Source organism: Streptomyces clavuligerus (assembly GCF_005519465.1).
GTDB classification, from domain to species: domain Bacteria; phylum Actinomycetota; class Actinomycetes; order Streptomycetales; family Streptomycetaceae; genus Streptomyces; species Streptomyces clavuligerus.
This window is the reverse complement of sequence record NZ_CP027858.1, coordinates 4,906,233-4,921,793: the sequence shown is the minus strand read 5'-3', so window position 1 is coordinate 4,921,793 and position 15,561 is coordinate 4,906,233. Positions and strand designations below refer to the sequence as shown.

The 15,561-nt window shown below is 74.9% G+C and carries 13 protein-coding genes; 5 read left to right on the top strand and 8 right to left on the bottom strand.

The genetic code is table 11. The features are described 5' to 3' along the window. Positions 1–37: 37 nt before the first annotated feature. From CRV15_RS20715 to CRV15_RS20705, 3 genes are read right to left on the bottom strand one after another with little or no spacing between them, the layout of a single operon-like run. Positions 38–1,537 carry a bifunctional RNase H/acid phosphatase gene (locus tag CRV15_RS20715; protein ID WP_003960315.1) on the bottom strand — a complete coding sequence of 500 codons (1,500 nt, stop codon included), beginning with the start codon at positions 1,535–1,537 and terminating at the stop codon, positions 38–40. Next, a complete protein-coding gene (locus tag CRV15_RS20710; protein WP_003960316.1) occupies positions 1,537–2,280 on the bottom strand; it encodes a zinc ribbon domain-containing protein in 744 nt (247 codons plus the stop codon). The genes CRV15_RS20715 and CRV15_RS20710 overlap by 1 nt, the downstream gene beginning before the upstream one ends. After that, positions 2,277–3,116 (bottom strand): Nif3-like dinuclear metal center hexameric protein, encoded by an 840-nt coding sequence (locus CRV15_RS20705; RefSeq protein ID WP_003960317.1) that lies wholly within the window; start codon positions 3,114–3,116, stop codon positions 2,277–2,279. The genes CRV15_RS20710 and CRV15_RS20705 overlap by 4 nt, the downstream gene beginning before the upstream one ends. A 446-nt stretch (positions 3,117–3,562) precedes the next feature. On the opposite strand from CRV15_RS20705, the gene CRV15_RS37905 reads away from it, so the two are divergent. Beyond that, on the top strand, positions 3,563–5,194 hold the full coding sequence (locus CRV15_RS37905; RefSeq protein ID WP_009996053.1) for a hypothetical protein: 1,632 nt from the start codon (positions 3,563–3,565) through the stop codon (positions 5,192–5,194). Positions 5,195–5,257: 63 nt separating this feature from the next. Next, positions 5,258–5,419 (top strand): hypothetical protein, encoded by a 162-nt coding sequence (locus CRV15_RS35995; protein ID WP_162925196.1) that lies wholly within the window; start codon positions 5,258–5,260, stop codon positions 5,417–5,419. Between the two features lie 212 nt (positions 5,420–5,631). Here the strand turns inward: CRV15_RS35995 and CRV15_RS20695 are convergent, their stop codons facing one another. The 3 genes from CRV15_RS20695 to CRV15_RS20685 form a co-directional block, all read right to left on the bottom strand. Beyond that, on the bottom strand, positions 5,632–6,573 hold the full coding sequence (locus CRV15_RS20695) for a 3-oxoacyl-ACP reductase (RefSeq protein WP_003957264.1): 942 nt from the start codon (positions 6,571–6,573) through the stop codon (positions 5,632–5,634). 205 nt (positions 6,574–6,778) lie between these two features. Continuing rightward, a complete protein-coding gene (locus CRV15_RS20690; RefSeq protein WP_003960319.1) occupies positions 6,779–7,855 on the bottom strand; it encodes a Zn-dependent alcohol dehydrogenase in 1,077 nt (358 codons plus the stop codon). A 152-nt stretch (positions 7,856–8,007) separates the two neighbouring features. Continuing rightward, positions 8,008–8,862: a MaoC/PaaZ C-terminal domain-containing protein gene (locus tag CRV15_RS20685; RefSeq protein ID WP_009996055.1), complete on the bottom strand. Its 855-nt coding sequence runs from the start codon at positions 8,860–8,862 to the stop codon at positions 8,008–8,010. A 438-nt stretch (positions 8,863–9,300) separates the two neighbouring features. Between CRV15_RS20685 and CRV15_RS20680 the strand changes: the two genes are divergently transcribed. Further along, positions 9,301–9,942, top strand: a complete 642-nt coding sequence (locus CRV15_RS20680; protein ID WP_003957267.1) for a response regulator — start codon at positions 9,301–9,303, stop codon at positions 9,940–9,942. Positions 9,943–10,563: 621 nt separating this feature from the next. Here the strand turns inward: CRV15_RS20680 and CRV15_RS20675 are convergent. Then, complete coding sequence (locus CRV15_RS20675; RefSeq protein WP_003960322.1) at positions 10,564–12,039, bottom strand: MFS transporter; 1,476 nt, start codon at positions 12,037–12,039, stop codon at positions 10,564–10,566. Positions 12,040–12,237: 198 nt separating this feature from the next. After that, the gene (locus tag CRV15_RS20670) at positions 12,238–13,431 is read right to left on the bottom strand and encodes a thiolase C-terminal domain-containing protein (protein ID WP_003957269.1); all 1,194 of its coding nucleotides are present in this window, start codon (positions 13,429–13,431) and stop codon (positions 12,238–12,240) included. Between the two features lie 267 nt (positions 13,432–13,698). On the opposite strand from CRV15_RS20670, the gene CRV15_RS20665 reads away from it, so the two are divergent. After that, positions 13,699–14,352, top strand: a complete 654-nt coding sequence (locus tag CRV15_RS20665; protein ID WP_003957270.1) for a class I SAM-dependent methyltransferase — start codon at positions 13,699–13,701, stop codon at positions 14,350–14,352. Between the two features lie 355 nt (positions 14,353–14,707). After that, positions 14,708–15,517: a hypothetical protein gene (locus CRV15_RS20660; protein WP_003957271.1), complete on the top strand. Its 810-nt coding sequence runs from the start codon at positions 14,708–14,710 to the stop codon at positions 15,515–15,517. The last annotated feature ends 44 nt before the right edge of the window (positions 15,518–15,561 follow it).

Genomic DNA, 15,561 nt, shown 5'->3' with positions numbered 1-15,561 from the left:
GAATTCGCCGACCGCCGACCGCCGGGGGCAAGGGGCGTCAGGCGCGGAGGTGGGAGGTGTCGTTGAAGAGACGGACCGAGGTGTTGCCGTCGCCGTAGTAGGCGACGGCGGAGACCGAGGCCGCGGCGAGTTCCATGCGGAAGAGGGACTCGGGCGGGGCGCCGAGGGCGAGGCGGACCAGGGTCTTGATCGGGGTCACATGGGTGACCAGCAGGACGGTGCGGCCCGGTGAGGCGGCGAGCAGCCGGTCACGGGCGGCCGAGACCCGGCGGGCGACCGTGGCGAAGCTTTCGCCGCCGCCGGTCGGGGCGGCCTTCGGGGAGGTCAGCCATGCGGCGAGGTCGTCGGCGTAGCGTTCCTGGACCTCCGCGAAGGTCAGACCCTCCCAGGCGCCGAAGTCGGTCTCCCGCAGGCCGTCCTCGATCCGGACGTCCAGCCCCAGCCGGGCGGCCACGGCCTCCGCCGTCTGGCGGCAGCGGCGCAGCGGGGAGCTGACGATCTCCTGGACGGTGCCGCGCGCCGCGAGGGCCGAGGCCACGGCCTCGGCCTGGCGGCGGCCCGCGGGCGAGAGTTCGGGGTCGGCGGAGCCACCGCTGCCGGAGAAGCGTTTCTCGGGGGTGAGGGCGGTCTCGCCGTGCCGCAGCAGGACGAAGGTCGTGGGGGTCCCCAGATCGGCGGGGGCGGCCCAGCCCTGCGGGGGTGCGGCCGTACGGGTCGCCGGGGTGTCCCCCGCCGCGGCCTCGGGAGCGGCGGGATCACCAGCCCCACCAGCCCCGAAGGACCCACCGAACTCGGCAGTCCCGGCGGACTCGACAGCCCCAGCGGTCCCAGCACTCCCAACGGGTACACCGGACGCACCGGACGCACCGGACGCACCGGGCAACCCAACGGACCCGGCAGTCCGGCCCGCCCCGCCAGACCCGACGGCATCGCCAGACCGACCGGCGCCGACAGCCCCAGCGGACACACCTGCGCCCGCGCGCGTCCCGGTGCCGGTACCGGGACCGGTACCCGCGAGGGCCGCGCGGGCCTTCGCGGCGCCCGCCGCGGCGTCGCCGACCACGCGGGCGGCTTCCGCGTCGCGCGCCGCGAGCGCGGCGGCGGAGCGCGAGGGCTCCCACTGCCGCCCCTGGCGGCCCGCGTCCATCGCCTCGTTGGCGAGCCGGTCCGCGTGCTTGTTCCGCTCGCGCGGAATCCACTCGTAGCTGACCGACGCGGCGGGGAAGACCCGTCCGGCCTCGGCCGCGAGCGGCTTCATGTCCGGGTGCTTGATCTTCCAGCGGCCGGACATCTGCTCCACGACCAGCTTGGAGTCCATCCGGACGCGGACCATCGCGTCCGGGTCCAGGGCGTGAGCGGCCTTCAACCCGGCCACCAGCCCCTTGTACTCGGCGACGTTGTTCGTCGCGACGCCGATGTACTCCGCCGTCTCGGCGAGCGTCTCGCCGCTCGCCGCGTCGATCACCACCGCGCCGTAGCCCGCGGGCCCGGGGTTGCCCCGGGAACCGCCGTCCGCCTCGACGACGAAGCTGCGCATCAGAGGCCGGACTCGGCGGTACGGACCAGAATCCGGCGGCAGTTCTCGCAGCGCAGCACGGCGTCGGCGGACGCGGTGCGCACCTCGTTCAGCTCGGTGATGTTCAGTTCGAGCCGGCAGCCCTCGCAGCGGCGCTGGTAGAGGCGGGCCGCGCCCACGCCGCCCTGCTGGACGCGGAGCTTCTCGTAGAGCGCGAGCAGATCGGCCGGGACGGCCCCGGCGAGGGCCTCGCGGTCACGGGTGACGGCACTGGACTCGGTGTCCAGCTCCCGCTGGGCGGCGTCCCGGCGGCCGGTGGCGTCGTCAACCTTGGCCTGAACGGCGGATACCCGCTCGGTCAGTTCGTTGACGCGCTCCTGTGCGGCCTCGCGGCGCTCCATCACATCGAGGACGACGTCCTCCAGATCGCCCTGGCGCCTGGCCAGCGAGACGATCTCGCGCTGGAGGCTCTCCAGGTCCTTGGGCGAGGTGATGGCGCCGGAGTCGAGACGCTGCTGGTCACGCACGGCGCGCTGGCGCACCTGGTCCACGTCCTGCTCGGCCTTGGTCTGCTCGCGGGCGGTGTCGCTCTCCTGGGTCTGCGCGGCGACGAGCAGATCGCGGAGCTGGGTGAGGTCCTTGGTCAGGGAGTCGATCTCGGCGTGCTCGGGGAGCGACTTGCGCTTGTGGGCGAGCTGGGCGAGGCGCAGGTCGAGGGCCTGGACTTCGAGGAGTCGGTTCTGGTCGGCGGGCGCGGCGTTCAGTTGGGGGCTCCAGGAGAAGAGAATCGGGATGACCAGGGATCGGTGACCGTGTGCGAGACATGGACCCGGAGGTTCCAGCCGTGCCGGTCGGAAATCTCGTCGAGCTGGGCGGCGGCCAGCTCGCACCAGGGCCACTCGGTGGCCCAGTGCGCGGCGTCGACCAGACCGAGCGGTGACTGCTGGGTGGCCTCGGAGACGGGGTGGTGGCGCAGGTCGGCGGTGAGGAAGGCGTCCACACCCGCCGCCCGGACGGTGTCGAAGAGGCTGTCGCCGGAGCCGCCGCTCACGGCGACCCGGCGGACGACGGCGTCGGGGTCCCCGGCCAGCCGGATGCCCTGCGCGGTCGCGGGCAGCCGCTGCGCGGCCCGCTCGGCGAACGCGGCCAGGGTCTCGGGGTGCTCCAGCTCGCAGATGCGGCCGAGGCCCCGGCGGCCCGACGGGTCGCTCGGGTCGGGCACCAGCGGGCCCGTGACCCGCAGGTCGAGCGCGCCCGCGAGGGCGTCGGAGACCCCGGGGTCGGCGGTGTCGGCGTTGGTGTGCGCGACGTGCAGGGCGATGTCGTTCTTGATCAGGTCGTGCACGACCCGGCCCTTGAAGTGGTCGGCGGCGACCGTGGTCGTCCCCCGCAGATAGAGCGGGTGATGGGCGACGATCAACTGCGCGCCGAGTTCGATCGCCTCGTCGGCGATCTCCCGCACGGGGTCGACGGCGAACAGCACCCGCCGGATCTCGGCGCCGGGGTCGCCGCAGACGGTGCCGACCGCGTCCCACTGCTCGGCCCGGGAAGGGGGCCAGAGGGCGTCGAGGGCGGCGATGACTTCGGAGAGACGGGGCACGGAAACAGGTTACCCGCGCCGGGGGCCGCGCCCGGTCTGGGCCTCCGGGGCGGGGCCCGCACCGCGCGCCCGCTCCGGCCCGGTGCGCCCGCCGCCCCACGGGCTCCACGGACTCCACGACCGGCCCCTCACCGGTCGCACCGGCCGCGTACGGATCACAAGTCGCTCCCTTTTTCCGGTGAATCCCCCCATGACAACCCTTATGTGTGAACGAGCTGGTCCCGTGTTGTTCGGCAGGAAGTACGAAATCTAGCTTCGTGGCTGGAGGTGACTGTCCGATGACAGCCTGTGTTATTGAGACCAGGGGATCGAGGGAGTCCGGCGAGCCCGCCAGAACCGCCGCCCCGCACACGCCCCACACATCCCACACGCCGCACACGCCGCACGGTGCGGGTGCGGGGGCGAGCGGACCCGGCCGCGGGAGCGCACCGGGCCGGGCGACGGCCATGGCGGCGGACCCGATCGGCGTCGGCGGCCAGGGCCGGATCGCCATGACGGCCGACGGCGCCTACGCGGCACGGCTCGCGGGGGACGGCGAGGCGCTGTTCGCGGAGCGGTGGACGCTGGGCGGGCCCGAGCCCTACGCCGTCCCGCTGCCGCTGGGCCGGCCCGAGGAGCGGAACACGGGCGTACTGCCGCTCGGCGACGGCCGGGTGCTGATCCGCCGCCGGGAGGCGGGCCGCCATATGTTCTCGCTGGTGTACCCCGTCGGGCCGGGGACGGGCGAGCTGTCCCTCGGCGGGATCGAGACCCCCTGGCCCGCCCTGCTGCTGCCGCCGTCCCCGGACGGGGCCCGGGCGTACGTGGTCGTCCCCGGGCCGAGGACCAGCACGATCTGGCTGGTGGCCGGGGGCGGGTACGGCCCCGAGCCGGTGGCCGAGGTACCGGGCCACTGCTCCGGCGGCGTCTGGCTGGACCGCACGGGCCGGATGCTGGCGCTGGACCGGCGGGAGGCCGACGGCGGCCCGGTGAAGACGGTCGCCGTGGACCTGGCCCGGGGCGGCGAGGCCACCCCGTTGCTCCAGATCACGGCGGACAGCCAGGACCGGCTGCTGCTCGCGGACCCCGACAGCGGTCTGCTGCTGATCCGCTCGGACGCCGCGGGCCATGAGCGGGTGGGGTGGGGCGTCCTGGGGAGCGACCGCCCGGTGCGCTTCCCCGAGTGCCTGCGGCTGCCGCAGTGCGCGGTGACGCCGTTCGCGGTGCAGCCGGGGCAGGCGCTGGTGCCCGAGAGTTCCGGTGTCGCCCTGCGGATCGAGGGCCCGGCGGGAAGCTGGCTCGGGGTGTGGCGGCCCTCGGGGCGCAGGCTGCACCAGTTGGCGGCGCCGCAGGGGTGGCTGACGGGGACGGGGCTGTGGAGCGGTGAGGGGGTGCTGCGGCTGCCGTACGCCACGGGGGCGGAAGGGTGTGGGATGGCGCGCGTGGACGCGGCGGCCATCTTCGCCCGGGAGGCCGCCGCGCACCGCGAGGCCGCCCTGCGCCGGGAGGCGGCCATGTATCCGTACCCGTCCGCGCGGTACCCGGCCCCGGCGCCTTCGGTGCCGGTACCGGGGGTCTCCGTACCGGCGCCGCCGGTGTCCGTGCCCGCCCCGGTCGGACCCGGGTCCATGCCCGTACCCGGGCCCGTGCCCGGGTACATGTTCGTACCCGGGTCCGCTCCGGCGGTTTCCGCGCCCCCTCAGGCGCAGATCCCGGCCGCGGTGCCGCCCGCGCGGCCCGTGACGCGGCCCGCCGGGGGTGTGCCGCAGTCCCGGGGGGTGACGATGACCAAGCGCCGGGAGGCGGTGCCACCGCCCATGGCCCCGGACCCGGGGGTGCCCCTGCCGCCCATGGTGGCCATGGACACCGGAGGCCCCCTGGGGCCCGTGACCTCGATGGCTCCCCTGACCCCCATGGACCCCGGGGTCCCCGTGCCGCCGACGAGTCCCTACGCGACCGCACCCGGTCCGTACGCCGCGGCGACCGCTCCCTACGCGGCGGCGGGCCCGCTGCCGCAGCCGGTGCCCGGTTCACCCATCGCGCGCAAGCCGGTACCGCTGCAACAGGCGCCCCTCGTAGGGCGGCAGGGGCTTCGTTAAACTCTGCGGCCTGTGTTTCTGATCAGCAGCGACCACGCACGCACATGACGGGGGAAGCTCCATATGTCTGAAGGCCGGACCGAAACCACTGAGGCCCGACCGAACGAGGAGATGATCGAGGAGGGCGCGGGCAAGCACCGGGGAATCGCCGCGGCAGCGGAGGAGACCCAGGGCGAACCGCACGGCAGACACCGCCGCCCGGGTACCGCGAACAGGGCGGTCTGACACCCGAGGCACCCAGGGCACCCGGAGCGCGGGACACCGGGACACCGGGACAGCCGGGTCAGGGCCCCCGGAGCCGTCATGGCTCCGGGGGCCCGACGCCTTTCCGGGCCCGACGCCTTTCCGGACCGGCGCCCTTCCGGACCCGCCGTCTCCCGGCCCGACACCTTTCCGGACCGGCGCCCTTCCAGCCCGGCGTCCCGTGCGCGCGCCGCTCAGTCCCGCCGCAGCCCCAGGAACTCCAGCGCCGCGAAACCCTCGCCGCGCGGCAGTCCGGCGAAGTACGGCGTCAGCAGCGCGTCCAGTTCCTCATGGCCGAACACCTCCTTCTCGGCCGCGAACTTCGCCGAGATCCGGGGGCGTTCCACCACCGCCACCATGCCGCCGTGCACCACCAGCACCTGTCCGCTGACCCCCGCCGCCGCGGGAGACGCCAGATACCCCACCAGTGGGGCGACATGCTCCGCGGAGAGCGGATCCACCGTGCCGTCCGCCGGGGGCGCGTACCCGGCGAAGACGTCCTCGGTCATCCGGGTGCGCGCCCGGGGGCAGATCGCGTTCACCGTCACGCCGTACTTCGCGAGCGCGTGCGCCGTGGAGGTGGTGAGTCCGACGATGCCGCCCTTGGCCGCCGCGTAGTTGGGCTGCCCCGCCGACCCGGCGAGAAAGGACTCGGACGACGTGTTCACGATCCGGCCGTGGACGGGGGCACCCGCCGCCTTGGAACGCTCGCGCCAGTGCTCCGCCGCGAACCGCGTGGTCGCGAAGTGGCCCTTGAGATGGACCCGGATCACCGAGTCCCACTCGCTCTCGCTCATCGAGAAGACCATCCGGTCGCGGAGGATGCCCGCGTTGTTGACCAGGATGTCGAGCTGTCCGTACGTGTCCACGGCGAGACCGATCAGCTCCCGGGCCTGTTCGTGGTCCGCGACATCGCCGTGGTGGGCGAGGGCCGAGCCGCCCCGGGCGCGGATCTCCGCGACCACCTCGTCCGCCGGGGCCGACGAGGACTCGCCCGAACCGTCCCGGCCCGGCCTGCCGTAGTCGTTGACGACGACGTGCGCGCCCAGACGGGCCAGTTCCAGCGCTTCGGCGCGGCCGAGACCGCGGCCCGCGCCCGTGACGACCGCGGTGAGTCCGTCGAGTGGCTGAGACATCGGAGTCCTGGAGTCCCTTCGGTGGATACGGCGGAACGGGGTTTACCGGAGCGGGGGACACCCATACGGGTAACCCGCCGCGGGGAGCGCCGCGGCCCGGACACGGAAACGGCTGCGGCTGCGGCTGCGGCTGCGGCTGCGGCTGCGGCTGCGGCTGCGAACAGGATCGTGGTCGTGGTCGTGGACAGGGGCTCGGCCGCGGTCGTCAGATCTCGATGCAGGTGCGCAGCGCGGTCCCGGTCCGCATCTGCTCCAGTGCCTCGTTGACCCCGGACAGCGGCACCCGGTGGGTGATCATGCCCGCCAGGTCGAGACGGCCCGCCCGCCACAGCCTGATGATCCGTTCGTACGAGGCCCGGGTGTCGCCGCCGCCGTAGAGGGAGGGCAGAATCCGCTTCTCGTCGAAGAACAGCTCGAACATGTTGAGCTGGAGGAAGTCGTCCATCGCGCCCGCGCCGACGATGCAGAGCGTGCCGCCGCGCCGGGTGGCCTCGTAGGCGGCCCGGGCGGTGACCGACCTGCCGACCACCTCGAAGACGTAGTCGAAGCCCTCGCCGCCGGTGAGGCGCTTCTTGGCGTCGCCGACGGCGTCGGGGTCGACGGCCTCCGTGGCGCCGAAGCGGAGGGCGGCCTCCCGGCGGGAGGCGACCGGGTCGACGGCGACGATCGTGGCAGCGCCCTGGACGCGCGCGCCCTGGATCGCGGCGATGCCGACACCGCCGCAGCCGATGACCGCGACCGAGGAGCCGGCGGCGACGGCGGCGGTGTTGACGGCGGCGCCGACGCCGGTGGTCACCGCGCAGCCGATGAGCGCGGCGACGTCGAACGGGACGTCGTCGGGGATCGGCACGGCGCAGGCCGCGTTCATGACGACCTCCTCGGTGAACGTGCCGACGCCCGCGAAGCCGAAGACGTCGCCGCCGGGGCGCCGGAAGTTGGGCGTGCCCGCGCCGTAGAGGCCGGAGAGACAGAGGTGGGGCTGGGCGCGGCGGCAGCTCGGGCAGGTTCCGCACGGGGGCAGCCAGCCGATGAGGACGCGGTCGCCCGGCCGCACCGCCGTCACCCCGTCGCCGACGTCGACGATCTCGCCGGAGCCCTCGTGGCCGGGGACGAGGGGGGCGGGCTGCGGCAGCACCCCGCTCATCGCGGAGATGTCGGAGTGACAGAGTCCGGTGGCCCGGATGCGGACCTTCACCTTGCCCGGACCACATCCCACGGTCTCGACGTCGTCGTGGACTTCGAGTGTGCTCCGGCCTGTCTCGTGCAGTACGGCTGCGCGCACGGCGCGGCTCCTCTCGGCGTTGCTGTCGGCGCTGCTGTCGGCGTTGCTCTGCGGACCTGCGGGAGGCGGACGTACGGGGTACGGGTACGGGCGGCTGCGGGACGGGGCGGGGGTGCGGGGCAGGGGTGCGGGACGGGGCAGGGGCGGGCGGCTCAGTCGTGCTCGACGACCGTGTCCGAGAGCACGGGGGCGCCGTCGCGCTCGACCGCGCCCACCGTCACCCGTACCGTCCCGTCGCCGGCCCACATCCGCATCCGCAGGGTCTCGCCCGGGAACACCACCCCGGAGAACCGGGCACTGTACGCGCGGACCCGGGCGGCGTCGCCGTCCAGCAGGGTGTCGACGACGGCCTTGAGGGTCATGCCGTACGAGCAGAGCCCGTGCAGGATGGGCCGGTCGAACCCGGCGAGCGCGGCGAACTCCGGGTCGGCGTGGAGCGGGTTGAGGTCGCCGGAGAGACGGTAGAGGAGCGCCTGGTCCTCGCGTACGGGCTTCTCGACGGTCCTGTCGGGGTCCCCGGCGGGGGGTTCGGCGCGGCCGGAGGGGCCGCGTTCGCCGCCGAAGCCGCCCTCGCCCCGGACGAAGATCTGGGAGTCGCTCGTCCACAGCGGGCCGTCGCCGTCGGCGGCCTCGGTGCGCAGGACGAGGACCGCCGCCTTGCCCTTGTCGTAGACGGCGGCGGTCTTCGAGGTGGAGACGGCGGTGCCACGGGGCGGGATGGGCCGGTGCACCCGGACGGACTGGCCGCCGTGGAGGACGGAGGCGAGGTCGACGTCGATCCCGGGGGCACCGAGTCCGCCCATGAGGTCCTTGCCCGCGCCAGCGACGGTGGCGAAGCTCGGCAGCACCTGGAGCCGGGACTCCAGGGTGTAACGCAGTTCACCGGGGTCGGCCGCGGGCACTCCGGCGCCGATCCCGAGGTGGTAGAGCTGGACGTCCTTGTGCTCCCAGCCGATCTCGGTACGGCGAGGGGGTGCCGCGAGGGCCTTGACGGGGTCGATGGGCATGGCGGTGGACGGCTCCCTTGCTCGCTCCGGCGGCCACCCGCTCCGGCAGCCGTTCACTCCGACAGCCACGCACCCCGACGGCCGATCGGTCCGACGGCGGACGAACGGGACCGGCCGGCCGACGGCGGACGACGCCGGACGGACGGAGCCGAACGGCCGACGGACGAGGCCGAACGGCGGACGGGAGGACCCCGGCGCGGCCGTCCGCACCGTCGACCGCGCCGAGGCCGCGCGTGACCGGCCCGGACGCCCGTTCTAGAACGCGTTCTAGGCTCGGCTGGGCCTATGTATAACGCAGCCGTCAGCACTTGTGAAGGCCGCCGACCGCACCCCGCCGCCGGGCGCCGGACCGGGGGCGGCCCCGCACCGGCGGCGGTCGACCCGTTCGCCCGACATGTCGTCACCGGCCCCGGGGCGGGCCGGACCTACGATGACGGCGTGGAGGAGATCCCCCGGGACCACCGCGCGGGAGCCGGCGTCCGGCTGCTGCTCGCCGAGGACGGCGGCGCCCTGCGGGGAGCGCTCGCGGTACGGCTGGAGCTGACGGCCGGTTTCTCGGTGGTGGCGCAGGTGGGCCGGGGCGACGAGGTGGCCCGTACGGCGTTGGAGGTACGGCCCGACATCGCGCTGCTCGACGTCGAACTGCCGGGGCGCGGCGGTCTCGACGCCGCCGCCGAGCTGCGGGACGAGGTGCCCGAGTGCCGGGTGGTGCTGCTGACACGCAGCGCCCGGCCCGGCTATCTGCCCCGCGCGCTGGCGGCCGGGGCGGCGGGACTGCTGGTGAAGGACGGCCCCGTGGAGGAGCTTGCGGTGGCGGTACGGAGGGTCCTCACCGGCGAGACGGTGATCGATCCGGTGCTCGCCGCCGCCGCGCGGGACGCCGTTCCGTGTCCGCTGTCGGCGCGGGAACGGGACGTGCTCGCCGCGGCGGCGGACGGACGGTCCGCGACGGCCGTCGCGGTCGGCCTGGGCCTGCCGGAGCCGGAGGTGCGCGCCGTACTGGCCGCGGCCGTCGCGAGAACGGCCGCCCGCACCCCCGCGGACGCGTTCCGCACGGCCCGCGACCACGGCTGGCTCTGACGGTCCCCGGGGGCCGCCGCTCCCCGGGGGGCGGGACGCGGACCCACCCGGGAAGCCCCCCCGGCCCGCGCGGCCTGCCACCCGACCGGCGCGACGGCCGGACCCGCGCACGGAGCCCCGGCCCCGGTCGCGTGGGCAGCACCGCGTGCCCTCGCTGGGCGGGCCCGCCGCAGCCACACCATGCCCCGGGAGCCGGGACACCGGGGAGGACCCGGCCCGCACACGGTCACCTCACCGCCACGGCCCACCGCGCACGGAACCCCACCCCCGACCGCACGCACAGCACCACACCCCCTCGCGCGGCAACCCCCGCCAGGACCACAAGCCACCGCATGCCCGGGACACCGGGAAGCCCCCGGCCCGCGCCGCCCGGCACCCGGCCCCACGACAGCCGGACCCCCGTACAAGATCCCACCCCGCCACGGCCCACCGCGCACGGAACCCCGCCCCCGGCCACGCGCACAGCACCACACCCCCTCGCGCGGCAACCCCCGCCGGGCCCCGTCGCAGAGTGCCGCCGGGGCGACGGGACGCCGGAACGCCGGGAAGGCAGCCCGGGCCCCGGGCCCCGGTCCTCCTCCCGCACCGGTCCGGCCGGCCGCGGACAGCGCCGGGGAGGTGTCAGGGGCGTGACCGGCGCGGGAGCCAGAGGAGGCTCAGGACCGCCGCGGTCAGCATCAGACAGGCGCCGATCCGGAAGGCGAGCGCGTAGCCCGCCGCGATCTCGGAGGCGAGGCCGCTGTCACCGGTGCGGGCAGCCGCGACGGTGGAGAGCGCGGCCAGGCCGAGGGCGCCGCCCATGGTGCGGGCGGTGGTGATGAGACCCGTGAGGAGGCCCGACTCGCCGGGGGCCGCGCCCTCCGTGGCGACGGCGGCCAGCGGGGTCACGGCGAGCCCGACGCCGGTCATCATCAGGATGCCGGGGCCGAGGATCGTCCCCAGGAACGTTCCGTCCTCGGTCATCGTCGACTGCCAGGCGTAGCCGCACGCGGAGAGCAGCAGTCCGCCCGCCGCGACCGTGCCCGACCCGGCCCGCGCCATCAGCCCGGGTGCGAGGGCGGAGCCCGCGACGACCGCGACGGAGCTGGGGATCAGCGCGAGCCCCGCCTCCAGCGGGGTGAAGCCGAGCGCGTTCTGCGCGTACATCATCACGAAGAACCACATGGGCAGCGAGGCCGAGCCGCAGAGCGCCATCGTCACATTGGCGGAGACCACGGCCCGGGAGCGGAACAGCCCGAGCGGCACGAGCGGGTTCCGGGTCCGCGCCTCGACCAGGACGAAGAGCGCCAGCGCGGCGAGCCCGCCGAGGACCGGCGCCAGGGTGGCGGGGGCACCCCAGCCGGACTCCTCGGTCTGGACGACGCCGTACGCGACGAGCGCGAGCCCGGAGGTGACGAGGACGGCGCCGGGGAGATCCAGCCTGCGTCCGCCGGACTCGCCGCCCTCGGTGATCCAGAGCAGCGCGGCGAGCAACAGCAGCGCCCCGGCCGGAACGTTGATCAGCATCACCCAGCGCCAGGAGGAGAGTTCGAGGAGGACCCCGCCGACCAGGCCGCCCGCGGCGCCGCCCGCCGCGCCCACCGCCGACCAGGTGCCGATCGCCCGGGTGCGGGCGGGCCCCGGCGCCACGGAGGTGGTCACCAGGGTGAGGGTCGCCGGGCCGAGCACCGCGGCGCCCAGCCCCTGGACCGTGCGCGCGAGCAGCAGTTGCCAGCCCTCCTGGGCGAGCCCGGCGGCGAGCGACGCGGCGGTGAAGAGCGCGAGTCCGACGAAGAAGGCCCGTCTCCGGCCGATGAGATCGGCGGTCCGGCCGCCGAGGAGCATGAAACCCGCGAAGGCGATCGAGAAGGTGTTGACCACCCATTGCAGCCCCGACGGGGAGAGTCCGAGGTCCGCCCGCATCGCGGGAAGGGCCACGTTGACGACGGAGACATCGAGGACGACAAGAAAATGGCCCGCGCAGGCGGTGAGGAGCACCGGCCAGACACGGGCGGGAGGGGAGGACCGACCCGGTCTGCGGGCCGAGCGCGACAAGCCGGGTATGCGTGCCTTCCGGCCACCGTGGGCATCTGACGGAGCGTGGGCCATGAGCACCATGTTCCAGGAGGGGTGCCGCCCGCGCACCGGGGTGTCCGTGTGCCGGAACGGAGCGGCCGAACGGGGCGGCGGAACGGGCGGGGCGGCCGAACGGTCGAGTCACCCGGGACGGCTGAGGCTGCCGGAGGCCCGGGGGCCGGGACGGCTCAGGCGACCCGGGGCCGGGACGGCTCAGGCGGCCGGGGGGGCCGGGGCGGCTCAGGACGTCCGCAGCAGGGTCACCACCGCGGCCCCGCCCAGCCCGATGTTGTGCGCGAGGCCGACCCGCGCGCCCGCCACCTGCCGCGCCCCGGCCTCGCCCCGCAACTGCCAGACCAGCTCGGCGGCCTGGGCGAGACCCGTGGCGCCCAGGGGGTGCCCCTTGGAGATCAGCCCGCCCGAGGGGTTGACCACCCAGCGGCCCCCGTAGGTCGTCGCCCCGCTCTCCACCAGCTCCCCGGAGGCCCCCTCCGCGCACATCCCCAGGGCCTCGTAGGTCAGCAGCTCGTTGATGGAGAAGCAGTCGTGCAACTCGACGACGTCGACGTCCTCGATGCCCAGCCCCGCGCTGTCGCAGGCGCGCCGGGCGGCGGCCCGGGACATCGGCAGCCCCACCACGTCGATGCACGAGCCGGAGGCGAACGAGTCCCCGGTGTCGGTCGCCATGGCCTGCCCGGCGATCTCGACCGCCCGGTTCCGCAGCCCGCGCCGGGCGGCGAACCGCTCGGAGACGACCACCACCGCCGCCGCGCCGTCCGAGGTGGGCGAGCACTGGAGCTTGGTCAGCGGCCGGTGGACGGTGCGCGCGGCCAGGATCTCCTCGACGGTCCACACCTCGCGGAACTGGGCGCGGGGGTTGGCCGCCGAGTGCCGGTGGTTCTTGGCGGCGACGGCGGCGAGCTGCGCCTCCGTGGTCCCGTGGCGCTCCATGTGCTCCCGGGCGGCGTTGCCGAAGATCTGCGCCGTGGGCGGGGTGGCCTCGAAGCCGTGGGCGGCGGCCATGATCCCGTAGTGGCGGGCGACGGGCGAGGCCGCGAAGTCGCCGCCGTCCATTCCGGCGCCGAGCGCGCCCCTGCGCATCTTCTCGAAGCCGAGGGCGAGGACGCAGTCGGCGGCGCCGCCCTCGACGAGCTGGCGGGCGAGCATCAGGGCGGTGGCGCCCGTGGCGCAGTTGTTGTTGACGTTGTAGACGGGGATGCCGGTCAGCCCGAGCGCGTAGACCGCGCGCTGTCCTGCGGTCGAGGGCTGGAGGCAGTGGCCGACGGGGACCTGTTCCACGTCCTCGTAGGAGATCCCGGCGTCGGCCAGGGCCTGGGCACCGGCTTCCGCGGCCATGTCCCAGTACGGCCGGTCACCGGTCTCGGGCTTCTCGAACGCCGTCATGCCGACGCCTGCGATGAGGCTCTGTGCCATGGCGCGAACTCTCCTTCGGTCACCGGGACGGGCGGGACGCACAGGGGCCGGTCGCACGCGCACCGGCCGCACACCGGGCGAAGAGTAGAACACGTTCCATTGCGAGGACAGGGGCGGGAACGGGTCCGTGCGAACCGGCCGGGCCCGGCTCCGGCGGTACGGGTGGGGCCGGGGTCGGCCGGGGCCGGGCCGTGGGGCACGATGGGCGCCCCGGCCGTCCCGGACCGTCGAAACTGCTCCCCCACCCCGATGACCTGGAGGAATCCCATGACAGCCAGCACCGAGACACCCGGGCCCGAGATCCTTGCCGCGTTCGGGAACGCCAAGGGCTTCATGCCGCTTCGCGAAGGGCTCGCGCTGTACGCGGCGGCGGTGGAGGCGGCGGCGCTGGGGCTGCCGCTGCTGGAGGTGGGGACGTACTGCGGACGTTCGACCATCCTGCTCGCGGACGCGGCGCGAGCCGCCGGGGTCACGGCCGTGACGGTCGATCACCACCGGGGCAGCGAGGAGCAGCAGGAGGGCTGGGAGTACCACGATCCCTCGCTCGTGGACCCGGAGGCCGGCCGGATGGACACCCTGCCGAGCTTCCGGCGCACGCTGCACCGGGCCGGTCTGGAGGACCACGTGGTCGCGGTGGTCGGCCGTTCCCCGCAGATCGCCCGGCTGTGGCAGACCCCGCTGGGGCTCGTCTTCATCGACGGGGGCCACACCGACGAGCACGCGAACGGGGACTACGAGGGCTGGGCGCCCCGGGTCGCCGACGGCGGACTCCTGGTGATCCACGACGTCTTCCCCGACCCGGCGGACGGCGGGCAGGCGCCGTACCGTGTCCATCGGCGGGCGCTCGCCTCGGGCGCGTTCACGGAGGTGTCGGTGACGGATTCGCTCCGGGTGCTGCGCCGCACGGGCCCGGGAATCTGAACGGAAACCCGAACGGGCACCGGAACGGGGATCTGCACGGAAATCCGCACGAGAACCGGAACGGGGGCCGGAACGGAAATCCGCATCGGGATCCGGACCTGCCGGGGGGCCGGGCGGGCGCCGGGTCCGTGTCCACCCGTCGCCGGGCGGGCCGCGGGGCGCGGGACGGATGAGCGAGCCGGTCGCACATCCCGGTGAGATCGCCCCGTGATACCGGGCAGACGAGGGTATCGGGCAGACGATAGATTCGTCATCACGCGCACGACGGGGGCCTCCCCGGCTCCGTGCCTGTTCACCGCCGCCTGCGGCACAGCGAACACCGCCCCGATGAGACGACCTGCGAAGGACTTCATACGTGAACATCCGCTCCCTCACGAGAGGCGACGGCGTGGTGATCGGAGCAGCGGTCGTGCTGTTCATCGCCTCGTTCCTGGATACGTGGGACATCCCCTGCGAGCGTGACCAGATCTGCGTCGGCTCCCCGACCGGCTGGGACAGCGGCTCCCTGCTGCTCGGCGTCCATCTGGCCGGTCTCGTCGGCGCGGCCCTGATCGTGCTCGCCCGGATGCGGCCCCAGGGCCCCAAGCTCCTCGGGATCGACGCGGGTCAGCTCGGCACGGCGCTGGCGCTCTTCACCGCCTGGTCCTCGCTCGGCGCGATCTTCGACCCGGGTGGCCTCCAGTTCGAGGAGATCCCGGCCCCGGACGCGGGCGCCGGTCTGATCCTCGGCTTCATCGCCGCGCTGGCGCTGGCCGTGGGCGCGGTCTGCGCCCAGCTCGTCCCCGCGCTCAAGGCGCCGCTGCTCGGCGCTCCGCGTCCGGCGGCCCCGGCTCCGTACGGGCAGCCGCAGGGCGGTTACGGCTATCCGCTCCCGGGTCAGCAGTCCTTCGGCGGGCAGCCCGGCGCCGGGGGCCAGGCCGCGCAGCCGTCGTTCGGGGGCCAGCAGCAGGCGGCGGGCGCGGCGCAGGAGTTCGCCCCGTTCTGGTTCGCGGTGCCGGTGGCCCGTCCGCTGTACGCGGAGGACGGTTCCTCGGGTCCGGTCGCCGAGCTGACCCCGGGCACCTGGTACCTCGCGGTCGAGCAGCGCGGCCCCGGTCTGGTCGCCCAGACGCAGGACGGCAGGCGCGGTGTCCTCCAGGACACCTCCGGAATTCAGCGCGGCTGACCCCTCGTCCCGCTTTTCGGGACCGCGTTCCGGGACCGTGTTCC